The organism is Methanogenium cariaci JCM 10550, from assembly GCF_001315945.1.
Classification (GTDB): Archaea; Halobacteriota; Methanomicrobia; order Methanomicrobiales; family Methanomicrobiaceae; genus Methanogenium; species Methanogenium cariaci.
Window position 1 is genome coordinate 18,120 of the sequence record NZ_BBBG01000013.1, and the last position, 21,945, is coordinate 40,064.

The window sequence follows — 21,945 nt, forward strand, 5'->3', positions numbered from 1 at the left end:
TGACGTGATCAATGTGAGAGTGCCCCCCCCACTGCCTTGGCGGTCTTACAGATGTCGGTGATGGAATGTGTCTCACCAGACCCGGAAAAAACTACAAGCAGGTCACCGTTCTGCATCGCCGGGGTAATAGTCTCGCCGACGACATAACTCTCCATACCGATATGCATCAGCCGCATCGCAAACGCCTTTGCAATCAGCCCGGACCGCCCGGCTCCGGCGACATAGATGCGGGGTGCGGTCAGAAGTGCCTGCATAAACTGCTGTCCTTCCTTGTCGGATGTGGTATCTGCAATAGAGCCCGCTGCAGAGGCGATCATCCGCATTAATTCCTGAATACTGTAGGACGTTGCCATGATTTTCCCATAGATGTTGGCAGTGCTATATGAAAATGATCTTTATATCATCCGTTCAGCCGCTCAAAAAACGGGGTGTCTATACCGTGCCGCAGTGGTATGCCTGTTTCAGTTGTCTCATCCCGATTTCGATCTCCTCTTCTGTCGCAGCAGAGAAGTTCAGGCGGAAGGTATTGTGGCCGCCGCCTTCCGCATAAAATGGCACGCCGGGGGGGAGTACTGCCACCTTTTCTTTGAGGCATGCCTGGAAGAGGGCCATCGAGTCCTTGCCTTCAGGCATGGTGGCAAGCATGAACATCCCCCCCTCCGGAGTGGTATGGGTGACGTCCGGCAGCAGGTCATCCAGGAGATCACACATCTGCTGGCAGTTCTTTTTGTATACCTGACGCACCGTTTCAAGATGGCCTTCATAGTCATGGGTGGTGAGGTAGCGGTAGATCACTGCCTGTGAGAGTGCATTCGGGTGGAGGTCTGCTGCCTGCCGGACGGAATCAAACTTTTCAATGACCGGGGGGGCCGGTGCATAGATCCAGCCGATGCGCATGCCGGGGGGGGATACCGTCTTTGAAAACGATCCGCTCATTATCCCGCATTCCGGCGCATAGGCCTTTACCGGCATCCGGGGTCTGCCATCGAACGCGAGTTCACCGAAGGCGTCATCCTCGTAGAAGAGGGTATCCGTCTCCCGGCAGCACTTTGCACACTCCCTCCGGGCGGCATCGGGGGGGTATGCTGTCCCGGAGGGGGGGTTCTGGAAATTGGGTATGCCATAGAAGAATGCAGGTCTTTCTTCCCGGCAGAGCCTGCGAAAGGCAGCCATGTCCGGCCCGTCTTCGGTGACCGCAACCGTTTTGAAACGGGGGGGCTGGTAGTAACTGAAGGCCTCAATCGCTCCGAGATAGCCGGGCCGTTCCATCCCAACCACGGTGCAGGGGGGGTCAACAAGTATCTTTGCCGTCAGATCCAGGCACTGCTGGGAGCCGTTCGTGATGCGTATCTCATCTGCAGTGGCGGGAATGCCCAGACGGGAACGATAGCGCCCCCCCGCAATATATTCCCGCAGGGCAGGTAGCCGTCGGTGGTCGTATACTGGAGCGCCGCCTCTCCCTCGTCTGCAAAGACGGCTGCGGCGGCATCGCGGATACCCGCCACATCAATGAGGGAGGTAATCGGCAGACCGCCTGCAAAGGAGATGATTTCCGGGTCGCGTGATACCGCAAAAAGCCGGTCAAGGAATGACTCCGGTGCGGCGTCAAGTCTGCGTGCAAACTGGTAGTTCATGGATGTGTCTCCCATATACCGTCTGCGTGCGAGATACTAAAACCAATCCGATACGGATGGATACAACAGAACAATCCCGTCGTTACCGGGGGGGTGAATGCAGAAAAAAAAGATTATGCGAGGTAGTCTGAAGGTTCAGGAATATTCTCTTTGAGGCCTTTACGCTTCCTGATTTCCTTTACGACTTCCTTGAGCATGCCACCTGGCACTGTCTCGAATCCAGCGAATTCGGTAGACCACATGGCACGTCCTTCTGTTGCGGACCTGACATCGCCTGCGAACCCGAAGAGTTCTGCAACCGGTGCCTTTCCGATGACGGTCATTGTGTCACCTTCGGACTTCATGTCAAATACCTGACCACGACGTCCCTGAATCTGGGCTGTTGCTGCACCCATGTGATCCTGAGGAACGGTGATCTGGAGAATCTGCATGGGTTCGAGAAGGGAAACGCCGGCCATCAGAATTCCACCCTTCACTGCGCCACGGACAGCAGGAATGACCTGTGCCGGGCCACGGTGAATGGCATCCTCGTGGAGCTTTACATCCACAAGACGGATCTTTGTATTCTGAACCTGTTCATTTGCAAGAGGACCACCGGCGAGTGCTTCACGCCATGCTTCAAGGACAAGTTCCATGGTCTCGTTCAGATACTGAATACCCTTGGTCATGTCGAAGAACATGTTGGTGCCCTGAATTGCGGTCAGGTTCTTTGCCTCGTCCTTGTCAAAGCCTGCTTCAAGGAGTGCGTCACGGCGCTCCATTGCAGGGAGGTTCATGGAGATATCTCCATCTTTGAGTTTCTTGACGATATCTTCTGAGAGAGGCTCGAACTCGAGGTAGAACCGGTTGTGGCGGTTTGGTGACTTTCCTTCGACCGGACCGATGCTACCGGTGATTGTCTCACGGTATACCACAATCGGCGGAGTGGTCACAATATCAACACCCTTGTCCCGGTGGATACGGTGGGTGATGATCTCAAGGTGAAGTTCTCCCATACCGGAGATCAGGTGTTCTCCGGTCTCCTCGTTGATGTTTACCTGAACCGTCGGGTCTTCCTTTCCGACCTGGCGAAGTACGGTCACCAGCTTCGGGAGATCCTTCATGTTCTTTGCTTCCACAGCAACGGTCATGACCGGTTCTGAGTAGTGCTTGAGATCCTCGAAGGTCTGCATCTCCATGAGGGATGAGACGGTGGAACCGACAATAGCGTCTTTGAGGCCGGTGACAGCGGCGATATTTCCGGCATTCAGTGACTCGACCTCAATACGCTCTGCACCCATGAAAATACCTACCTGGGTGAGGCGGTTGACGTTCTTTGCAGTACCCATGACATACAACTCGTTCCCCCGTTTCAGGTTCCAGAGAAGAGACGCCCGGTGGCGACTTCGCCTGCGTGCGGGTCAAAGGAGATATCCGTCACCATCAGACATGCAGGACTCGGGGTCACAGTTGAGCATTGACTGACCTTCTTTGGTCGTCTTGTCTCCGTGCTGCCAGATGATTGGTACACGACGCTTCTGGGCATCGAGGGGGGGTCAGGCAGATGGTTTACCACCATATCAAGGACAACCTGGCACAGAGGGCTTGACTTTGCGAGCGTCTTCATGTCCTCTGCCTTACAGCAGTCGTACACATCCTTGAATGAGACACCGCTTGTCTTCATGAACGGGATGGAGATTGCCCAGTTGTAGAGAGCGGAACCGAATGCGACAGTACCTTCTGCTGCATCGAGTTTCCAGCCGTTTTTGTAGGCCTCTTCGTTCATGCCCTTGATGAGCTTGTTGACTTTGTCGATGACCTTTCCGAGACGGATCTGCATCTCGATTTCGTCAACCTGCAGTTCGTTGATCAGGCGATCCACTTTGTTGACAAAGAGAACGGGTCTGACTCCTTCCTTCAGGGCCTGGCGCAGGACAGTCTCTGTCTGGGGCATCGTGCCCTCAACTGCGTCTACAAGCACAACAGCACCGTCAACCGCACGCATTGCACGGGTAACGTCACCGCCGAAGTCAACGTGACCCGGGGTATCAATCATGTTGATGAGGTACTCTTTTCCCTCATACTCGTGCACCATCGAAACGTTTGAGGAATCGATGGTGATACCGCGTGCCTGTTCCTCCTCATCGGAGTCCATCCAGCATGCCTTTCCGGCAATTTCTTCACTGATCATCCCTGCTCCGGCAAGAAGATTGTCAGAGAGGGTGGTTTTCCCGTGGTCAATGTGTGCGACAATACCGATGTTGCGGATCTGTTCCGGCTGGCTCATCAGTGTTGTGACCCGCTCGACCATTTTTCGCCTTCGCGTCATAGTGATTCTCTAAAAGAATATTGGGGGTTTATCGTGCAGACTTTGCCACACGTTCGCGTTCTTCTTTCTTTCCGACAGAGTAGCACCGGACATCACCGCTTGCTGCTGCAATGAGTTCGTCTGCAAGGACATTTGCTGCCGGTTTTTTCTTCTTGTGGGATGCCTGGCTCACGCCACGTGCAATGAACATCAGTCCGGTGTCAACACGGCGCTGCGGAGCGGTATCGACTGACTTGGGGACATTGATGCCACCGTACTTCAGACGGACGGTCTCCTCGCGGGGACCTGCATTTGCCAGGGCGTCAATGAGAACCTGCACCGGATTCTTCTTTGTCTTCTGGTAGACAATGTCGAATGCATCCTTGACGATGCGGGTGGTGAGTTCTTTCTTGCCGGTATTTTTCTCGGTCTGCATGAGCTTGTTAATCAGACGCTCGACGATGAGCATGTGACTCTTCGCAAACTGAGTGCCTGCAAGCTTTCCACAGGAGTGTGGTACAATCATGGACTGGGTGCTGATATAGCGAACCAGACCCGGGTCTTTGATCTCGACTTCTGAGAGATCCCACTTGTTGAAGAGCAGGTGTCCAGGGACAATTGGTGTCTCTTCAACTGGTGCATCCACAACTGCTTCTTCGACAGCAACATCTGCCTGAATTTCTTCTTCTGTCATGATGATCACCTGCGCGGTTTCTCCTTCTTTCCAATGACCATTTCACGGAGACAGACATTGTTTACTTCAATGACCTGATACCTGACACCAGGAATATCTCCCTTGGAACGGCCGAGACGTCCGCCGATGCCCTCGATGGTGACTTCATCGTGTTCATCGATGAAGTTGATAGCACCGTCGCCGACTGCGAATGCAGTGACCTGGCGACCGTTTTTGATCAGCTGAACACGGACACATTTCCGGATAGCTGAGTTCGGCTGTTTTGCTTCCACTCCGACCTTCTCAAGAACAATGCCCCCCCGGCCCTGTGGTGCACCTTCGAGTGGGTCTGACTTGATGTCGAGACCAAGCTGGCGACGAGCATAGTTGGTGTCGCGCCACCTGTTCTCCTTGGCAACGCGTTTACATTTACGTGCTGCAAATTTTCCATTTCCCATTTAAATTTACCTCGGTTTTTAGCATGGGCCTCAGTATGACCTGATAGCTCACGCTTGTGTTCGAAATTGATATTCTATTGTGACTGAGATGGGTAGAATCAATCCCTGCCCGCATTCCCTGAAATTCTTGATTTCTGAGATATTTGGGTGATCTCCCATCCATCTCCGCCGCTGTCACCTGACATACCAGATTTCTGCCTATATATTTACACAGGGTAACTAATAAATACTGTCGTGTGGGTGCGTGTTTTTTCTGCTCCGGGGGGGATGCGCGCCATGTGGGTCAGGCGCAGTATGCTGCCGGACGGTCTGCCATGGGGGGGATGGTACCCCTACGGCAGTCATCATATAGTATCCTCACCCATGCTGTTTCATCACCATGAGCATGACAATATACAAGGAGACGTATTTTGAGGCAAGTCATCGTCTTCTCAATTATACCGGCAAGTGCTACCGCCTGCACGGGCACCAGTGGCGCGTTGAAGTCTGGATCACCGGAGAGGTTGATGCCGAGTCACAGATTCTCGTGGACTACAACTGTATCAAACAGGTGGTGAACCGGTTTGATCACGAGGTCATTCTCAACTGCAAGGACCCGATGGTTGAGTGTCTCTCTGCCTTCCAGGAAGTCATCACCACAGAAGGAGACCCGACATCAGAGAACCTTGCACGCATTATTGCAGGGATGATCGATGAATCCTGCACGGCAGAAGGTATCCCTGCCTCGGTAACAAAGATACGTGTCTGGGAATCCATATCCTGCTATGCCCAGCTCACCTTTGATGCGGTATGAACATCATCGAGATCTTCTCTTCCCTGTCCGGTGAAGGCCTTATGCAGGGCCTTCCGGCCACGTTCATCCGCTGTGCCGGGTGCAACCTCAACTGTGCCTGGTGCGATACCCCTGAGTCACAGGGTGCCGGAACGGAGATGAGTATCGAGGAGATTGTCCTTGCCGTCTCTGCAGGTATGCCCCCCCGCTATGTCATCATCACCGGGGGAGAACCTCTGTTGCAAAAAGAGGAATTAACCGGACTTCTTGCCGCGCTCCGGGACGCAGGTTATCGCATAGAGATTGAGACGAACGGTACCCTCCCGTTCACGGATGTGCAGGAATATGCCACGGTAAGTATGGACATCAAGTGCCCGTCTTCCGGTGAGGAGTCTGATGTCACTCTGCTTGCCGATATCAAATCCGGGGATTCGGTGAAGTTTGTCGTGATGGACCGCACCGACTGTCTGTATGCGCAACAGGTCATCGAGTCCCATGATATTGCAGGCACAGTCTTCATCTCCCCCCCGGTCTGGGGGGGAAATTACCGGGAGATTGCAGATTTTATCCTGGATGAGGGCATGGAAGCACGCTTTCAGCTGCAGCTGCACAAATCCATCGGGGGGGTGAAATAAGATGAAAGCGGTCTGCCTGCTCTCGGGGGGGGATGGATTCCTCCACCCTTGCCTATGTGGCACGGGACATGGGATATCGTATCATCGCCCTGCACCTTCGCTACGGTCAGCCGACCGAAGATGCGGAGTATGACTGTGCCCGAAAGATTGCTGCATCCCTGGATGCGGAGGAGTTTTTCACCGTGAACCTGGACTATCTCCGGCGTATCGGCGGGTCCAGCCTGACCGATGATGCACTGGCCATCGGGGACCATACCGGAGATAATGAAGGCCTCCCGAATACCTATGTGCCGTTCCGGAATGCCAATCTCATTGCCATTGCCACCTCGCTTGCGGAAGCCCGCGGGGGGGCAGAGGCCATCTTCATCGGTGTGCAGGCAGCGGATTATGCCGGGTATCCGGACTGCCGCCCGCAGTTTATTGATGCATTCCAGCAGGTAATTGATACCGGGACTGCTGATACCACGCATATCAAACTGATGACCCCCCCGTTTGTCACGATGTCCAAAACCGAGATCCTGAAACAGGGCTTTGCTCTCGGCGTGCCGTATGAGGACACCTGGTCGTGTTACCGGTCCGGTGCACCGGCCTGCGGCACCTGTGACTCCTGTCATTACCGTCTGGCGGCCTTTCGCGAGGTGGGGCGTGAAGACCCGATACCCTATGAGGTGCAAAAATGACAACCAACACACCGGTTCCCGGAAAAAAGAAGATCACCCTGGAGACGGTGACGGTGACATTGCCGTCCGGCGTGGTAAAGGAGCGGCGGGTCGTCCATCCGGGCCACGCGGTTGCGATGCTGCCCGTTGAAGGAGATTTCTGTTATCTCGAACGGCAGTACCGCTTTGCTGTCGATGAATGGATCTATGAAGCCCCGGCGGGTACGATTGACCCCGGTGAAACACCGGAAGAGACCGCATACCGTGAACTCATTGAGGAGACCGGTATGGCAGCAGAGACCCTGATTCCCCGGGGGGGGAAGATATACCCGTCACCGGGATACACCGATGAGGTGATATATCTCTTTGAGGCATGCGGTCTCTCACCTTCGGATGCATACGGCATGGATGATGACGAACAGATTGAAGTGGTGAAGGTCTCCCTTCACGAGATGGAAGAGATGATCCGGGACGGACGTATCATTGATGCAAAGACCATCTGCCTTGCCTATCATCACTTCCGTGGCCAGACGAACGTATGAACGTATGAATCCCCCGTCACCGGAGTGATTTGGTATGGGATCGATGATTCATTTCGGGTGCGGGATGCACCGCCCCCCCGGAGCACATCGGTAGCAAAGACCCGTTTTCATCCGGTGTGATCATCTCTCTCCCCCCCGACCGATGCTGCATTATCCCGTAACGACACGTCTCTCTCTCTCTCTCTCTCCTCTTCAACGTAGCAAAAGACAGATCTAAGGATTCTGAAGTATTCAATGGCATCCCTGGGGGTCACTTGTGATCGATATCAGGATCACCGGTGCGATACTCACCTATTAATGCTCCTGAAAGAGAATTATACTAACAATTTGCCACCCGGAGGCAAGCCCAAGCATGGCAGAAGATGTGGAGATGGACAGCGCCCGAAAGCGCTATGAGTTTAAAAAGACCCTTGAACGGCTGAGGCAGAAAGAGGGCAGCGGAACTGAACTGATAACAATATACATACCTCCCGACAAGCAGATCTATGACGTCACCGCCCAACTGCGGGACGAATTCGGGCAGTGTTCCAATATTAAGAGTAAGCAGACACGTTCGAATGTTCAGAGTGCCATCTCTTCGATTCTCTCGCGCCTGAAGTATTACAAAAACCCCCCCCGAAAGTGGCCTTGCCATCTTCTGCGGAGCAGTGAAGATCGGCGGTGACCGTACGGACCTTGACTGCACCATTATCGAACCCCCTGATGTCGTGCCGCTCTATATGTACCGATGTTCCTCGCGTTTCGAACTTGAGCCGATGGAGCAGATGCTGGTGGAGAAGGAAGTCTACGGGCTTCTGGTTCTCGACCGCCGTGAATCATTTCTCGGATTTCTGCGGGGGGGAAACCGTATTGAGTCGGTCTCCGGCGTGACATCCACGGTTCCCGGAAAACAGCGAAAGGGTGGACAGTCAGCGATGCGTTTTCAGCGACTCCGCCTGATTGCCATCAATGAATACTACAAGAAGGTTGCTGACCGGGCAACCGATGTCTTCATGGCGGAACCGGACTTCTTTAATCGGTTCAAGGGAGTCCTTATTGGTGGTCCCACGCCCACGAAAGATGAGTTTGCCAGCGGCGGCTACCTCCATCACGAACTGCAGAAACGGATCATCGGTCTCTTTGATGTGTCATACACGAATGAGTCCGGCCTGAGTGAACTGGTGGACAATGCACAGGAAGCCCTCCGTGGCGTCGGGATAATGAAGGAGAAGTCGGTGATGGACCGGTTCTTAAAGGAACTGATCAAAGACGACAGCGCTTCTGCATACGGAGAGGAATCGGTGCGCAAGAACCTTGAAATCGGTGCGGTTGATACCCTTCTGCTCTCAGAGACCCTCCGTAAATCACGACTTTGTATCCGGTGTCAGAGCTGTGATTATGAAAAGGAAGAGACCGTGCAGGTGGATCCGGGCAAGTCTGCAGGGGGACATTCCCCCCCTTGGAAATTGTCCTGAATGCACCGCGCCGCTTTATCTTGAAGAAGAGACCGACATCATTGATGAACTGACCGAACTTGCTGATGCAACTTCGACCACGGTGATGATCATCTCCGATGACTTTGAAGAAGGATCAATCCTTTACAATGCGTTTGGCGGGATTGCCGCAATACTGCGATACAGGACAGGATACTAATGTACCAGGAAACATACCGGGCTGTTGAAACAGCCCTGAAAGACGCAACAGGAGCAGCAGATGTGCTCCTCGGCGACGGCGGCGAGCATGCCGACCTTGCGTCAACCATTGCCTTTGCCCTCGCAAAGACCGAAAAGAAGAGCCCTGTGGTGATTGCAGGGGGGGAGATTACGGCAGCAATAACGGATACACTGGCTGCTGCCGGTATCACGGTCTCCACCACCGGTCCCTACATCAACTTTATCTTCGGGCCCGCGTACGTCGCGGGTGTGGTGAAAGTAGCCGGGGAACCGGGCTATGGACGTCTGGCTGCGGTGCCGGGCCGGGTCTGTATTGAACATACCTCGGCAAATCCCAACGGTCCGCTGCATGTGGGACATATCAGAAACTCTGTCATTGGCGACACCCTCTCCCGGGTCTTCCGGAAGGCAGGGTATGACATCGATGTTCAGTACTACCTGAACGATATGGGCCGTCAGATCGCCATTGTATCCTGGGGATTTGATTATCTCGATATACCCCCCCAGAATGAAGGTGAGAAGGACGACCATTATGTGGCCCGTGTCTACGTGGCGGCAAATCGTGCCCTCACGGCAGACCCCCCCGCGATCAAAGAAGAGATCGACCGGCGCATGGGTCTCATTGAACAGGGAGATACCGAGATCGTAGAGAAGTTCCGCCGTGCCGTCTCTCTCTGTGCGGAGGGCATCAAGGTCACCCTCAACCGCCTCAATACTCCTCATGACCGGTTTGTCTGGGAGTCAGGATTTGTCCAGGACGGTTCGATGGTGGAGATTCTCGACCGGGTGGAGGCCCTCCCCGAGTCATCCCACGATGATATCCTTGCCGTCGACCTCACAGCATTCGGGTTTGAGAAGGAGTACGTGCTGCGGCGTTCCGACGGGACAAGCGTGTATGCCGCCCGTGACCTTGCCTACCATGTCTGGAAGGGGGGGGAACACTTCGACCGGCTCATCAATGTGCTGGGAGCGGATCACAAGCTGATCGGTGCCCAGTTGCAGGCGACAATGGAACTCCTTGGTGAGAAGGTGCCGGAGATCGTCTTCTTTGAGTTTGTGAGCCTTCCGGAAGGTTCGATGAGCACCCGTGCCGGGAAGTTCATCTCCGCTGATGAACTCATCGACGAGGTGACCAAGAAGGCGTTTGAAGAGGTGACCACCCGTCGGCCTGAACTCCCCGAGGAGGAGCGCCGGGCCATTGCCGCATCGGTTGCCATCGGTGCGGTTCGCTATGATATCGTGCGGGTCTCGCAGGAGAAGAGCACGGTCTTTGACTGGCGGCAGGCACTTGACTTTGAACGCCAGAGTGCTCCGTATATTCAGTATTCCCATGCCCGGGCCTGTTCCATCCTTGCAAAAGCAGGAGAATTCACTCCCGCGTATGAGTTCACTACCGCATCCGAGATTGCCCTTGCCAAGCACATCGGTCTCTTCCCCGTGGTGCTGCAGACCGTGGTGGAGGAACTCCGTCCGCATCACCTTGCAATATATGCCCGTGACCTTGCGGATCTCTTCAATACGTTCTACCACACCGACCCGGTTCTCAAGGCAGAGGCAGGGGGGGTTCGGGGATGCCCGGTTAACCCTTGTCCGGGCGGCACAGAATACCCTGAGCGAAGTGCTCGAAACCCTTGGTATCGATGCAATCAGAAGCATGTAGATCCCTGATAAAACAGGGATATCAGTTTTTCTCTCCCCGATCGTCCGCGGCCCTCAAGCCATGTATGTGGAATAAACGCACGCTCCTTGGCGGGGGGGATATGTGCTACAAGGCACAGTTCTATGGCATAGAGAGCCACCGCTGTGTCCAGATGACCCCCCCGACCCTGAAGTGCAACCAGCGCTGTCTCTTCTGCTGGCGGTCTATGGAGTATGAGGTGGTCGAAGAGGAGGAGTGCCCGCCGGAGGTCATCATGAACCGTCTGCACCCGCTCCAGAAGAAGGCCCTTGCCGGGTACAATCCGGTTGCAAACAGTAAGATTGAGCCGAAACTCTGGGAAGAGGCCCTTGCTCCGGATATGGCGGCAGTCTCCCTTTCCGGCGAACCCACGCTCTACTCACAGTTGCCGCGTCTGTTTGATCTTCTGAACGATGCCGGGTTTACGACATTCCTCGTCACAAACGGCACACGGCCGGAGATGGTCAAAAAATGCAGCCCGTATCAGACCTATGTCTCCCTGGACGGTCCGGACGAGGAGACATACAAGCGTGTCTGCCGTCCGATGGAGGATTCATGGGAGCAAGTGAAAGAGAGTCTCTCCCTTCTGGGCAGCAGGCGGTCTGCGATACGTATCACTGTCGTAAAAGGCTCAATGACATCAGTCCGGAGGGATATGCCCGCCTGATTCAGGATGCCGGGCCCCTTTACGTCGAGGTGAAAGGATATATGTATCTTGGCTACTCACGCAACCGTCTCACCCGTGCGCATATGCCGTCCCACGAGTATGTGGCGGCGTTTGCAAACGAAATTACGAAATACTGTGATTACGAAGTCTACGATGATAGCCCGGTATCCCGGGTGGTCTGTCTCACACGGCGGTAATAATGAAATTTAATCCAGAAGAATACCGGGAATTAGCACGTACTGACTTTGAACATGCCTGGAACAAAGGGCCGGAAATAATCGATCCGGTCGGAGCAGGCGACAAATACCCTCGCTACCAATACAAATCCGCCCGCCGTCACCCCATTGCAGAGACCACCGCACGTCTGCGGGAGGCCTATCTCTCTCTCGGGTTTGACGAGGCACGGGTGCCGCTTTTTATCGATGAGAAGGATGTCTACCGCCAGTTCGGGCCGGAAGCATCTGCGGTTCTTGACCGGGTCTTTTATCTCGGCGGTCTGCCACGCCCGAATGTGGGCATCGGCAGGGAACGGATTCTCCAGATCGAAGGTATCCTCGGCAAAAGTCTGGGTGAGGAAGGAGAAGAGCACCTCCGTGAAACCCTGCATGCCTACAAGAAGGCGGAGGTGGACGGTGACGAACTCACCTATGAACTGGCAAAGGTGCTCGGCTGTGACGACGCCCTTGTCGTGCGCATGATGGATGAGGTCTTTCCTGAGTTCCGTGCACTGGTACCGGAGTCCTCACGAACCACGCTGCGCTCGCACATGACCTCCGGCTGGTTCCTTTCTCTGGGGGGGCGATGTGGGACCGTATGCCCCTTCCCATCCGCCAGTTCTCCATCGATCGCTGTTTCCGGCGGGAACAGGAGGAAGGGCCGACCCGCCTGATGACCTATCACTCCGCCTCGTGTATTGTCGCAGGCGAGCATGTGACCGTGGAGGACGGCAAGGCGGTGGCGGCAGCCCTGCTGAAAGCATTCGGGTTTGAGGACTTTGAGTTCCGACCGGATGAGAAGCGCTCCAAGTATTATATTCCCGACACCCAGACCGAGGTGTATGCCCGCCATCCCGTGCATGGCTGGGTCGAGGTCGCCACCTTTGGTATGTACTCGCCCTCTGCTCTCGCAGAATACGGGGGGGTTGGTGTCCCGGTGATGAACCTGGGTCTCGGGGGGGTGGAACGCCTTGCGATGATTGAGTACCAGGCAAATGATGTCCGTCAGCTCACGCATCCGCAGTTCTTCTCGCCGGTCTTTTCCGATTCGGACCTTGCGGCGGGCATCGGCCTGCGGGAGGCCCCCCCGCAGACGATACCTGGCATTCTCATGGCAGAGGCAATCCAGAAGGTTGCCACCGTTCATGCAAAGGAGGAGAGTCCCTGTTCCTTCGAGGCATGGACCGGGGGGGAGTGCTGCGGCACGAAGATTCATGTCTTTGTCGAGGAGGATGAAGAAAATTCACGCCTCTGCGGCCCGGCGGTCTTTAATGATATCTATGTCGAAGACGGCAAAATTCTCGGTGTGCCCGACACCAAAAAGTTTGCCAAGGTGAGAGAGAACGGGGGGGCCGCCGCAGGTATCTCGTATCTGGAAGCGGTGGCAAACCTTGCCGCCGCACGCATTGAGGAAGCGGCCTGTGCCGGGGGGGAAGGCATCCGGGTGCAGGTCAAGATGGCAAAGATTCCGTCTGACGTGAATCTCAAGATTGAGAACTACGTGATGCGTACGATCACGGACAACAACAAGAAGACGGATGTCCGCGGCCCGATCTTTGTCACGGTCAGAAGTGTACTCGACGGATAATCGGCATCAGATATATTTCTCCCTTTTTTGGTACCTTAGGGGGGTGTGTTACGGCCGGTCAGTATTCTTTGGCAGTGGTCCGGACCGGGTCTCCTGTAGTGGAATCACCAGAGATGAATGATCCAGCGGATAGCGGAAGACCTTCTCTTCTCTGAGGGGGGGTCGCGGAGGATAACCGTGTCTCCCCCCCGGCGTTCTGCGGTGACAATATATGAGTGATAGCAGAGCCGTTGTACCTGTGGGAGTCTGGCAATGCCTGCCAGTTCATCCGGTGTGATATTCGTGTATTTGCGGTAGGATATCTCCTCGCCTCTGCCGTACAGGATGTCATAGGGTCGGACGACAAAGCATTCGTCTGTCTCAACGATGGTGATCCAGCGGGTGGGTCCATGGTGGGAATCGCCCTACCTTCGGTCTCCGTGTTGGCATACAGGGCAATTCCTGCGTATATGAAAAAAATTACCAGACACAGGATCAGATATGTCTTGTAGTGCCTGACCCCCCCTGCCCGCCCGGTCAGGATGAGAGTGAGCAGGCCAAGGCTCAGAATAAGGATCATAAGAGATGGCCCCCCCGGAAAGATGCCGAGTGTGAATTTTTCTGTTGAAAACGGCCAGAAAAGCGGGATGCCAGGGTAGGCGAGATAGTCGATGAGGATGTGCAGCATCGCACCCGCGAGAATGGCAAGGCCTGCCATCATCGTGACCCCTTCCGGGAAGAACCGGGAAAACCATGATATGCCGGAGAGAAGGTACAGGCCGATGAACGCCACGAGGGAGAGAAGGGAAGCCCCCCGCAATACTGTGGGTGATGCCGCCGTGGGTGAAGATATACCGGGACGGTTCGTCATCCGGGAAAAGAAAGAACACTCCGTCGATATCGGGGGGGATCACCGCACCAATCACTGCGAAGGGGGGGACGAGGACGGCATTCCCTGCGAGAAGCAGCGGGATGGCAATGATAAAGGCATGGCTGAATGAGTCCACCGTTCGTGTTCTGCTATCCTGATACTAAAGGGTATTCTCCTCTCTATGGTGGGAAACAAATCCAAGGCAGAACTGCGCACCTGCTGTCCGGCTGTGGATGCATCCGGGATGCAGAATCAGAGTCCCTGCACTGAACCGTCACATTTCTTTTCATGCAGGATTAACAAAATGGCATACAAGAAAGGAATCAAAATATGAAAAGACCGGACATCAGCAAATTTACCAATCTTCTCGAGAAAAACCGTATTGAAGCCCTTACTGATGGTATCTACGCGATTGTGCTCACCCTCTCCGTTCTGATGATCGGAACCGGCCTCTATTCCGGGTCGGTTGATAGCAGCACGTTTTACCCTGCCCTCAATGAAGCAATCCCCCCCGAGATATTCAATTATGCACTCTCATTTTTTTGTTGTCCATCTTCTGGATTGCGCACCATCGTCAGATGAACAGCATTTCGCATGTCGATGGTGTCTATATCTGGCTGAACATGGTGAGTCTCTTTTTTATTACGCTCGTCCCGTTCACCACAAACCTGAACTCTGACTTTTCCGAATACCCTCTGGCAGTCGCTGTTTATGCGGCAAATATCATGGTGATCAGCCTGTCCTATACCATCAGCTGGACCTATGCCACACGGGGCCATCGGCTGGTTGCTGCTGATATATCTGATGTGGCAATACGGAACGGGATTCGCCGTGGCCTGCTGGTGTCTGTGGTATCCCTTGTTGTCATTGGTGCGGCATTCATCATGGCATCGGAGTGGGCGACATCGTTGTATATCCTGATCTTCGTCATTGGATTCTTCATTAAAAATCCGGAAATGGACAATTATTCAGAATAGTTCCTGCGGTGCGGGAATGGGGGGGAAGGGATAGCTCCGGTTGTCTCTCACATGTTCCCATCTGCGTGTTGAAGGGGGGGTGTAGCTGAATGGATTTGCTCATGAATGATGTCGGTATGCAGCAATGCTGCGGAGAGTATGGCTATCATAGTTGGGAACAAAAAATAATCACGCATTTCATCAAAGAGATATTCCCGTGAAAACGTCCACATCTGCACCGCTGTGTCCGGTAACCCCCCCGCATGTAAAAACCCGTATCATCGTTGTCATCTCGCTTTCCGTCTTTATCTCACTCATCGGTATTGGCATGGTCGTGCCGATTCTCTCGGTCTACGCCGATACCCTCGGGGGGGCCTCGTCGTTCTGGATCGGGGTGGTATTTGCGGCATTCGCCTTATCACGAACCATCTGCATGCCGTTCTTTGGCCGGATGGCAGACCGGTATGAAAAAAAGCATATGATGGCGGCAGGGCTCTTCTTCTATGCCCTCATCTCACTCGGCTACATCATCGCACCCACGGTTTTTCTCCTCACGATTGTCCGGTTTGTGCATGGTATTGCATCCGCGATGATCGCCCCCCCGGTTGCAATGGCGTATCTGGGCAGTATTGCAGGCAAAGGTGAGGAAGCCCGCGTCATGTCACGGTTTCAGGCAGCGATGCTCTTCGGGTTTGGTGCGGGACCTCTAATGGGCGGTGTCATCTATGACCTATTCGGCTTCTCCGCGTCCTTCTATGCCCTCATGGCATTTTCCGCCTTGCGTGCCTGATCGTTGTGCTCTTTCTTCCTGAAGAACAGACTCTGCCGTTGTCTGATGCAGCAGTATCGGGTGGAGGGGGGGATGCTGGCAATCCAGACTCTGAAACAAAAGATAAGTGGAACTGGCAAACACTTCGTGGCCTTCTTTTTCACCCAGTCTATGGCGGTACCATGCTGATCTCGTTTGCGAGTGAATTCGGTATGATCGGCATCCTTGTCTTCATCCCCCCCTTATTTGTCCCGCTCTTCGGGATATCGCCTGCAGGTGCGGGTCTGATCATCTCGCTGAACGTGTTTGTGGCGGGTATTCTCCAGATGATCTTTGGCCGTATCGGTGACAGACACAACCGGTGTGCGCTGATCATTCCCGGCGCCTCATCTTTGCCGTCTCCCTTGCGATCTTTCCTCTCTGCACGACGCTGGTCGCTTTTTTGCTGGTGTCGTTCCTCAATGCCGTTGGGGCCCTCTTCTTCTTCCCTGCGGTGAGTGCCACCATGGTGGAGGCCGGCCGGTATATGGCATGGGGGGGTCAACGATGGGTATCTATAATTCCATCAGGGGGGGGAAGCGGCATCATCGCCCCCCCTCGTGGGTGGTCTCGTTGCCGATGCCTTCGGGCTGGAGGCGGTCTTTGTCCTTATCGGTCTCTTCGTTGCAGCCATCACAGGGGGGGTCTTCTTCCTTTTGGCAGTCATGCCAGCGTACAGGCACCGGAGATCTGATACAAAACGTGTTCCATAAAAATGAACGTTGGTGTGATGATGATGGTCGGGACAGACAACTGATGTAGCAGGTAGTTCCATCCGGTATCTGCCATGGATTAGGCTGTTTTATTGTAAGTATTGTCGTTCGGACGTCTCTATTTCTGTCCGGCACGTCCTTCTTTTGCTGCAACCAGAACCGGTGCAATCGTCTTTGAATAGACGCTGCGTTTGGCTAGTTTTGCCAGCCGCCGGGAGTAATGAATCTGTGCGATCCGGGTACCTGCAAGGAGGCCAAAACAGAGTGACACTACCCCGATAAGTGCTGCATTAAATAATTCAATCATCTTTTTTGTTCCTCCGTTCAGCTCTGCCGTTCCAGCTCATTGATCAACGGTTCGATTGAATCAGCGTCACTGCATTCATCTGCTACGGAAAGAAATCGTTTTTGAAAGTGGAATGAGATGCCATAATACCCCCCCCTGCCCAGCCGATTGCAATGCATACAACCACTATTCCCAGATATGCCCATAGTCCCTCCATGGATATCATGCAGGTCTTACTGTTCACCACCCTTAATAGTATGTGTGATTTTTCTGAATTTTTCAATATAAATTATAATTCGAAACCTATTTTATGGTATAAATGCTACGTTCGCATACTTTTATGGTTGCTGACTCTTCTTCCCAGCTTGAGGGCCTCTCTGCACTGATTATGCAGGCTCCCTCATGGCGCCGGTCCGTTCTCCTGATCTGTCTCTTTGGAGGTGCTATTGAGCTGATGCTTCTCCTTGCTGGTATCAGACAATCTGAACTGGTCGCGTATACCGGGATCCTGGTATTCACCGTGCCTGCTCTTTTTGCCGCTGCCGTGACCGGCCCCCTGGTACGCTGGGGGGGTGGGAATGACATCACTCCTGACTGGTCAGCCCTCATTGCGCTGGGTGGTTGTATTGCGACCATTCTCATCACCTTCTCACCCGTGCTGCTCCTTGCAACAGACCTTGTTGTCCTCTTTTTTGCCGCATCGATGGGAATTGTCTTCTTCCTCAGGATTCTCCTTCTGGGGGGGCGATTGTGGATCATCATCTCCGGCATATTCTGCTCCCTGCCCTGACACAGACGGCGATTGCCTCGCTCTTTGGCTACCTGCTTCTGGGGGGGGATGCATTCGCTCTGTTTGTGATCCCTTTGCATATCTTCTTTGGTCTGGCTGCCTGGGCCTTTATCTGGATTCTGGAACGGCCGATGAAACAGGCCCTCGGCCTCTCACCCCCCCTTGGGTTTGCCAATGCGTTTATGGCCCATATGATCTATGGTTCAACAGCTCTGGAGGATTTCTTCCGGCAGATGGGAGATGGTGTGACGGTCATCTTCGGGACACTGCTCTTTCGGCGTAAGGGACGGGATATGATGACGGTGACCGCCCCCCCAAACCTGCACCCCCCCGGACCACTCGGGGAGATCGGAGGTTCGGCTCTGCCCCCCCGGTTGCTCACGGAAAGTCTGAACGGTCGGGCACTGGTATTCCACGGGATGGCCACCCATGACTTTAACCCGGTATCTGCATCTGAAGTGGAGACGATAGCAGCATCCATCCGTGATGTGCAGACAGGAAATCCCGACTGGCACGCAACCGCGACCCATGCACGGCGGTATCAGGCAGGTTCGGTCTCGGTCCTTGCCCAGGCATTTGGCGATACCATCTTCATTGCCGCAACGCGGTCACCGGATATCACTGATGATGTGGAATATGCAGTCGGTCTTGCCATCATTGAGGAGGGCAAACGCTGGTTCCGGCATGTTGTCCTCGCAGATGCCCATAACAGCTTCATTGACCTTCCTCCGCCTGTCCTCCTTGGCAGTCGCATCGGAGAGGATTATCGGGAGGCGGCAGCTCTTGCGTGTGAGACCCTTGCCGGCGAGCCGCAGTATCCGTATTCCGTCGGGTTTTCCCAACGAGATTTGCCCTTCACGCATGAAGAGGGGGGGTTTGGAGATCTTGGGGGGGTGATGGCGATGGTGACCGTGGTGGAGAACAGAGAGACCGTATGGCTCGTCTTTGACGGCAACAATCTCCATGTCGGTATCCGTGAGGAACTCCGTGATCTCCTCATGCAGGAATGTGAAAAATGTGAGGAATGTGAAATCAGCACCAGCGACACCCATGTGGTCAATATGGCGTCCGGCAAAAATCCGGTCGGGTGGAAGGTGCCGCTTGCCCTCTTTTTGCCCTTTGTCCGTGAGGCGGTGGACTCTGCACGTGAGGATGCAGCTCCTGCAGAGTGTGCAGGCGGGACCGCACACTGTGCGGATGTGGTGGTCTTTGGTTCCCAGCGTATCACCCAGCTTGCAGGCATCGTCACGGGGGGGAGCGTCGGGATTGTCTGGCCGGTGGCTCTGATAATCACGCTCTTTGCGTTCGTCTCAACCGGTGTGGTGTACTTTTTGCTGAGCTGAACACAGGGAACCGAACAGAAAGCGGAAGATTCTAAAAAAGGAATGAAAACAAGAATTATTCATAGCTGCGGTCATGGTCGCTGTCGGGCATCTCCGGCGGAGCAACGGAATCTGTCAGGTCAATCTCCAGTCCACCGAATATACCGGCAGCAAGGTTGTAGATGACAGAGATGATAGCGCCTGCGATAAACCCAATGATGGCATAGATGACCGTCAACACAAGAATGGCAACGATTGCCCAGACCAGCGTCATCTCTCCAACGGGCAATGGAAAAAACGGGGCTGCAGCAACACCAAAGAGGGCGACCAGTACTGCCAGCACAGCCGCGATGAATCCAAGCACGAGGGATACCGCGGCAAAGATCTTTGCACATGAAAAAATGTTGATACTTCTGATTTCGGCCATAATTCACCTGACTATCTTTTTGCTCGCCTTTGATACGTAAAAATATACTGGTTTGCGGCCATACATCTGTGCAGACCGTTTTCTTTGTCTGTATCATCACTCCGTGACAGTGCACTTTTTATTTCCCGGTGAAAAGTATCATGGATGGAAACCGGGAACTTCAGAGATACCATACGGGCATCGGACTGCATTTATATTATCGGTGTTGCAGGAGATTCAGGGTCAGGGAAGACCACCTTTACTCAGGCATTTCGTGCAATCTTCGGGCCTGATCTGGTCTGTGCTTTTTCGATGGATGATTACCATCTTCTTGACAGGGATGCCCGTGCAGAGCAGGGCATCACCCCCCCCTGCACCCGGATGCAAACAATCTCTCCCTCTTTGAGGAACATCTTTCTCTCCTGAAGCAGGGACAGACCATACCAAAACCATCCTATAACCATACGACCGGCAGCTTTGACGCACCTGCCCGTTTTCGCCGAAGAAGATTGTTATTGTGGAAGGTCTGCACCCTTTTTCAACAGAAAACCTGCGCCGGTTGTTTGATTTTACCTGTTATGTTGACCCTGCCGAAGAGGTGAAGTATGCCTGGAAGATGGCCCGCGATGTCGGGGGGGACAGAGGGTATTCCCATGATCAGGTAAATGCAGAAATTCGTGCACGTAAACCGGATTATGAAGCATATGTGGCCCCCCCACAGAGACAGTATGCCGATGCCATCATCAGGATCACCCCCCCTCGGTCTTTGATGTATCCGGGTCGCGGGGCATGTATGCGGTCAGCCTCCTGCAGGAACGGTTTGAAAATACCGTCAAAAACATTGTCATCCCCCCCCTGGATCTCTTTGCCATGACCTCCCTTGCAGAACGGGATTTTCTTATCGGGTTCCAGTCTGAAGAGATCTACGGAAGAACAATGGGTGCCGTACGGTTTGATGGGGATTTCCGCTATGAGGTGATTCGCCGGCTTGAGGAAGCAGTGGAAGAGGAGACCGGTGTGGGGCCGGTCTCCCTCTATGCGGGACGAGAGTATGTGACCGCGACAGAGGCAATGGAACTGATTCTTGCGTGGCGTATCATCAACCGCCGGATCTTTATGGAGTACCGGATGCAGGATGGCGGATGCGTGCCGGTGAAGTGATCCTGTGGTGACAGGAGGGTGAACTTTTTCTACACGTCTGACAGAATCGATACCGATGAAACAGGTTCACGGGGGGGTGTGTCTGCTTGCTGTGGCAGTCCTTGTTATCTCTGTTGCTGCATGCGGGTGCATTGCATATATCTTCAATCCCGGACCTTCGGCGGACTATCCTGAGGTTGGGCCCTATGAGGATGATGGCAGACTTGCGACATCATCTCTGACATTTCCTTTTCAGGGGGGGAGGTCCGTATCGGTATCGGTGACGGTGCCGCAGGGCCTGTATGAGGCGGCATCAGATGCCGATAAACGTGCGGTTCTTTTAGGTGAATGGGAGGAAGATGACGACTGGACCACCGGTATTACCTCTCGTATCTTACGGATCCACAGATGGATTCGGTATATGCTGCCACCGCCGATGCCCTGAGGGCAGGTGTACCGGATACTGCAGAGAACAGTGATGAATATATTGAATTCCTGACCGTCTATGTGCAGTCACTGGCATACAATACCAGTCCGGATGAAACCGGGCCGAAATTCCCGGTTGAGACGGTTATTGAGAAGGCGGGCGACTGCGATGACAAGAGCGTTCTTCTGGCAGGTCTTCTCTCAAGGGAGGACTACAATGTATCACTCTTCTACTTCCCCGATGATTCCCACATGGCGGTGGGGGGGTTGCAACAGATGAACCCGGATACCGTGACAGCGGCTACCTCTTTATTGAAACGACCAATGTGAGCCTGATTGGCATTCCCACTGAAATATTTGAGAACGGTGCATCGCTCACGTCCGATCTCTTTGTCATTCCTGTCGGGAATGGCACGATGGGGTATGGGAAGGCAGACGAGACACGACGGATTGACCGGGCAGCGGCCGAAGCACGGGTCCGCACAGAGGAAGAGAAGGTCTCCCTTGTTACGATGGAGGAGAATCTGGTATTGAAAAATACGGAACTGAACAAAGAGAATGCTACCCTTCTGCACCTGAAGAATTCCGGTGATATCTCCGGCTACAATGCTGCGGTTTCAGGTTATAACCTTCATGTTGCCGACTACAACGAGGCGCTGGAGGAATACCGCGCCTGTTATGCAGCCTATCTCGCCGATGTTGAATTTGTCAATTATGTCGCCACCCATCTTTATGACCGTCCCGGTCTTTCAGAGGCAGTCACTGCCTGGGAACGCGAAGCTGCCTGA

At 54.1% G+C, this 21,945-nt stretch carries 23 protein-coding genes and 7 pseudogenes; 21 read left to right on the forward strand and 9 right to left on the reverse strand.

Annotated features, from left to right (window positions below):
- Window positions 1-8 precede the first annotated feature (8 nt).
- The 5 genes and pseudogenes from JCM10550_RS23035 to JCM10550_RS10795 all read right to left on the reverse strand — a co-directional run bounded on the left by JCM10550_RS23035 (window position 9) and on the right by JCM10550_RS10795 (window position 5,052).
- Window positions 9-353: an SIS domain-containing protein gene (locus JCM10550_RS23035; RefSeq protein ID WP_245619069.1), complete on the reverse strand. Its 345-nt coding sequence runs from the start codon at window positions 351-353 to the stop codon at window positions 9-11.
- Window positions 354-432: 79 nt separating this feature from the next.
- Window positions 433-1,634: pseudogene (locus JCM10550_RS10780) on the reverse strand (PLP-dependent aminotransferase family protein).
- A gap of 113 nt (window positions 1,635-1,747) precedes the next feature.
- Window positions 1,748-3,942, reverse strand: a pseudogene (locus tag JCM10550_RS10785) (elongation factor EF-2).
- Between the two features lie 28 nt (window positions 3,943-3,970).
- Entirely contained in the window at window positions 3,971-4,615 is a 645-nt protein-coding gene (locus tag JCM10550_RS10790; RefSeq protein ID WP_083475460.1) for a 30S ribosomal protein S7, read from the reverse strand.
- Window positions 4,616-4,620: 5 nt separating this feature from the next.
- Window positions 4,621-5,052, reverse strand: a complete 432-nt coding sequence (locus JCM10550_RS10795; protein WP_062399076.1) for a 30S ribosomal protein S12 — start codon at window positions 5,050-5,052, stop codon at window positions 4,621-4,623.
- Window positions 5,053-5,431: 379 nt separating this feature from the next.
- On the opposite strand from JCM10550_RS10795, the gene JCM10550_RS10800 reads away from it, so the two are divergent.
- The 8 genes and pseudogenes from JCM10550_RS10800 to sepS all read left to right on the forward strand — a co-directional run bounded on the left by JCM10550_RS10800 (window position 5,432) and on the right by sepS (window position 13,460).
- A complete protein-coding gene (locus JCM10550_RS10800) occupies window positions 5,432-5,845 on the forward strand; it encodes a 6-carboxytetrahydropterin synthase (RefSeq protein WP_062399078.1) in 414 nt (137 codons plus the stop codon).
- A complete protein-coding gene (locus tag JCM10550_RS10805) occupies window positions 5,842-6,459 on the forward strand; it encodes a radical SAM protein (protein ID WP_062399080.1) in 618 nt (205 codons plus the stop codon). The genes JCM10550_RS10800 and JCM10550_RS10805 overlap by 4 nt, the downstream gene beginning before the upstream one ends.
- A gap of 1 nt (window position 6,460) precedes the next feature.
- Window positions 6,461-7,139 (forward strand): annotated as a pseudogene (gene queC, locus JCM10550_RS10810) (7-cyano-7-deazaguanine synthase QueC).
- Window positions 7,136-7,660, forward strand: a complete 525-nt coding sequence (locus JCM10550_RS10815; RefSeq protein ID WP_062399084.1) for an NUDIX hydrolase — start codon at window positions 7,136-7,138, stop codon at window positions 7,658-7,660. Before queC ends, JCM10550_RS10815 begins: the two are co-directional and overlap by 4 nt.
- A 352-nt stretch (window positions 7,661-8,012) precedes the next feature.
- A pseudogene (prf1, locus tag JCM10550_RS10820) lies at window positions 8,013-9,292 on the forward strand (peptide chain release factor aRF-1).
- On the forward strand, window positions 9,292-10,980 hold the full coding sequence (gene argS, locus JCM10550_RS10825; RefSeq protein WP_245619071.1) for an arginine--tRNA ligase: 1,689 nt from the start codon (window positions 9,292-9,294) through the stop codon (window positions 10,978-10,980). The pseudogene prf1 and the gene argS overlap by 1 nt, the downstream one beginning before the upstream one ends.
- A pseudogene (gene twy1, locus JCM10550_RS10830) lies at window positions 10,953-11,854 on the forward strand (4-demethylwyosine synthase TYW1). Before argS ends, twy1 begins: the two are co-directional and overlap by 28 nt.
- Window positions 11,855-11,856: 2 nt before the next feature.
- Window positions 11,857-13,460, forward strand: a pseudogene (gene sepS, locus JCM10550_RS10835) (O-phosphoserine--tRNA ligase).
- Window positions 13,461-13,518: 58 nt separating this feature from the next.
- Here sepS and JCM10550_RS10840 read toward each other — a convergent pair.
- Window positions 13,519-14,232, reverse strand: coding sequence for a metal-dependent hydrolase (locus tag JCM10550_RS10840; protein WP_062399086.1), 714 nt, complete (start codon window positions 14,230-14,232; stop codon window positions 13,519-13,521).
- On the opposite strand from JCM10550_RS10840, the gene JCM10550_RS18865 reads away from it, so the two are divergent.
- The 4 genes and pseudogenes from JCM10550_RS18865 to JCM10550_RS18870 all read left to right on the forward strand — a co-directional run bounded on the left by JCM10550_RS18865 (window position 14,222) and on the right by JCM10550_RS18870 (window position 16,532).
- Complete coding sequence (locus tag JCM10550_RS18865) at window positions 14,222-14,440, forward strand: hypothetical protein (protein ID WP_062399088.1); 219 nt, start codon at window positions 14,222-14,224, stop codon at window positions 14,438-14,440. The two genes, JCM10550_RS10840 and JCM10550_RS18865, sit on opposite strands and share 11 nt — an antisense overlap.
- Before the next feature lie 305 nt (window positions 14,441-14,745).
- Window positions 14,746-15,287: pseudogene (locus JCM10550_RS10855) on the forward strand (TMEM175 family protein).
- Between the two features lie 196 nt (window positions 15,288-15,483).
- Entirely contained in the window at window positions 15,484-16,056 is a 573-nt protein-coding gene (locus JCM10550_RS10860) for an MFS transporter (protein ID WP_062399094.1), read from the forward strand.
- A gap of 5 nt (window positions 16,057-16,061) precedes the next feature.
- Window positions 16,062-16,532 (forward strand): hypothetical protein, encoded by a 471-nt coding sequence (locus tag JCM10550_RS18870; protein ID WP_157200184.1) that lies wholly within the window; start codon window positions 16,062-16,064, stop codon window positions 16,530-16,532.
- Window positions 16,533-16,619: 87 nt separating this feature from the next.
- Here JCM10550_RS18870 and JCM10550_RS18875 read toward each other — a convergent pair whose 3' ends face one another.
- Entirely contained in the window at window positions 16,620-16,757 is a 138-nt protein-coding gene (locus JCM10550_RS18875; protein ID WP_157200185.1) for a hypothetical protein, read from the reverse strand.
- A gap of 148 nt (window positions 16,758-16,905) precedes the next feature.
- Window positions 16,906-17,094, reverse strand: a complete 189-nt coding sequence (locus tag JCM10550_RS10870; protein WP_062399098.1) for a hypothetical protein — start codon at window positions 17,092-17,094, stop codon at window positions 16,906-16,908.
- A 319-nt stretch (window positions 17,095-17,413) separates the two neighbouring features.
- On the opposite strand from JCM10550_RS10870, the gene JCM10550_RS25060 reads away from it, so the two are divergent.
- Window positions 17,414-17,863 carry a DUF2070 family protein gene (locus tag JCM10550_RS25060; protein WP_062399100.1) on the forward strand — a complete coding sequence of 150 codons (450 nt, stop codon included), beginning with the start codon at window positions 17,414-17,416 and terminating at the stop codon, window positions 17,861-17,863.
- A complete protein-coding gene (locus tag JCM10550_RS10880) occupies window positions 17,824-19,206 on the forward strand; it encodes a DUF2070 family protein (RefSeq protein ID WP_062399102.1) in 1,383 nt (460 codons plus the stop codon). Before JCM10550_RS25060 ends, JCM10550_RS10880 begins: the two co-directional genes overlap by 40 nt.
- 55 nt (window positions 19,207-19,261) lie before the next feature.
- Here the strand turns inward: JCM10550_RS10880 and JCM10550_RS10885 are convergent, their stop codons facing one another.
- A complete protein-coding gene (locus JCM10550_RS10885; protein WP_062399104.1) occupies window positions 19,262-19,612 on the reverse strand; it encodes a DUF3566 domain-containing protein in 351 nt (116 codons plus the stop codon).
- A 144-nt stretch (window positions 19,613-19,756) separates the two neighbouring features.
- Here JCM10550_RS10885 and JCM10550_RS25065 point away from each other — a divergent pair, with 144 nt between their 5' ends.
- From JCM10550_RS25065 to JCM10550_RS10905, 7 genes are read left to right on the forward strand one after another with little or no spacing between them, the layout of a single operon-like run.
- Window positions 19,757-20,017: a hypothetical protein gene (locus tag JCM10550_RS25065; protein WP_281175370.1), complete on the forward strand. Its 261-nt coding sequence runs from the start codon at window positions 19,757-19,759 to the stop codon at window positions 20,015-20,017.
- A complete protein-coding gene (locus JCM10550_RS25070; protein ID WP_281175375.1) occupies window positions 20,014-20,193 on the forward strand; it encodes a hypothetical protein in 180 nt (59 codons plus the stop codon). Before JCM10550_RS25065 ends, JCM10550_RS25070 begins: the two co-directional genes overlap by 4 nt.
- Window positions 20,109-20,465 (forward strand): hypothetical protein, encoded by a 357-nt coding sequence (locus tag JCM10550_RS25075; protein WP_281175371.1) that lies wholly within the window; start codon window positions 20,109-20,111, stop codon window positions 20,463-20,465. The genes JCM10550_RS25070 and JCM10550_RS25075 overlap by 85 nt, the downstream gene beginning before the upstream one ends.
- On the forward strand, window positions 20,381-20,752 hold the full coding sequence (locus JCM10550_RS23040; RefSeq protein WP_245619073.1) for a hypothetical protein: 372 nt from the start codon (window positions 20,381-20,383) through the stop codon (window positions 20,750-20,752). The genes JCM10550_RS25075 and JCM10550_RS23040 overlap by 85 nt, the downstream gene beginning before the upstream one ends.
- 55 nt (window positions 20,753-20,807) lie before the next feature.
- Entirely contained in the window at window positions 20,808-21,176 is a 369-nt protein-coding gene (locus JCM10550_RS10895) for a hypothetical protein (protein ID WP_062399107.1), read from the forward strand.
- Window positions 21,140-21,487, forward strand: coding sequence for a hypothetical protein (locus tag JCM10550_RS10900; protein WP_062399109.1), 348 nt, complete (start codon window positions 21,140-21,142; stop codon window positions 21,485-21,487). Before JCM10550_RS10895 ends, JCM10550_RS10900 begins: the two co-directional genes overlap by 37 nt.
- Window positions 21,484-21,945 (forward strand): hypothetical protein, encoded by a 462-nt coding sequence (locus JCM10550_RS10905; RefSeq protein WP_062399111.1) that lies wholly within the window; start codon window positions 21,484-21,486, stop codon window positions 21,943-21,945. The genes JCM10550_RS10900 and JCM10550_RS10905 overlap by 4 nt, the downstream gene beginning before the upstream one ends.

Excerpts from the sequence above, each read along its gene's own strand:
- JCM10550_RS23035 (WP_245619069.1), bottom strand. The coding sequence starts at position 353 with ATGGCAACGTCCTACAGTATTCAGGAATTAATGCGGATGATCGCCTCT.
- JCM10550_RS10790 (WP_083475460.1), bottom strand. The coding sequence starts at position 4,615 with ATGACAGAAGAAGAAATTCAGGCAGATGTTGCTGTCGAAGAAGCAGTT.
- JCM10550_RS10795 (WP_062399076.1), bottom strand. The coding sequence starts at position 5,052 with ATGGGAAATGGAAAATTTGCAGCACGTAAATGTAAACGCGTTGCCAAG.
- JCM10550_RS10800 (WP_062399078.1), top strand. The coding sequence starts at position 5,432 with ATGAGCATGACAATATACAAGGAGACGTATTTTGAGGCAAGTCATCGT.
- JCM10550_RS10805 (WP_062399080.1), top strand. The coding sequence starts at position 5,842 with ATGAACATCATCGAGATCTTCTCTTCCCTGTCCGGTGAAGGCCTTATG.
- JCM10550_RS10815 (WP_062399084.1), top strand. The coding sequence starts at position 7,136 with ATGACAACCAACACACCGGTTCCCGGAAAAAAGAAGATCACCCTGGAG.
- argS (WP_245619071.1), top strand. The coding sequence starts at position 9,292 with ATGTACCAGGAAACATACCGGGCTGTTGAAACAGCCCTGAAAGACGCA.
- JCM10550_RS18865 (WP_062399088.1), top strand. The coding sequence starts at position 14,222 with ATGAACGCCACGAGGGAGAGAAGGGAAGCCCCCCGCAATACTGTGGGT.
- JCM10550_RS10870 (WP_062399098.1), bottom strand. The coding sequence starts at position 17,094 with ATGATTGAATTATTTAATGCAGCACTTATCGGGGTAGTGTCACTCTGT.
- JCM10550_RS25060 (WP_062399100.1), top strand. The coding sequence starts at position 17,414 with ATGGTTGCTGACTCTTCTTCCCAGCTTGAGGGCCTCTCTGCACTGATT.
- JCM10550_RS10885 (WP_062399104.1), bottom strand. The coding sequence starts at position 19,612 with ATGGCCGAAATCAGAAGTATCAACATTTTTTCATGTGCAAAGATCTTT.
- JCM10550_RS25065 (WP_281175370.1), top strand. The coding sequence starts at position 19,757 with ATGGAAACCGGGAACTTCAGAGATACCATACGGGCATCGGACTGCATT.
- JCM10550_RS23040 (WP_245619073.1), top strand. The coding sequence starts at position 20,381 with ATGTATGCGGTCAGCCTCCTGCAGGAACGGTTTGAAAATACCGTCAAA.
- JCM10550_RS10895 (WP_062399107.1), top strand. The coding sequence starts at position 20,808 with ATGAAACAGGTTCACGGGGGGGTGTGTCTGCTTGCTGTGGCAGTCCTT.
- JCM10550_RS10900 (WP_062399109.1), top strand. The coding sequence starts at position 21,140 with ATGGATTCGGTATATGCTGCCACCGCCGATGCCCTGAGGGCAGGTGTA.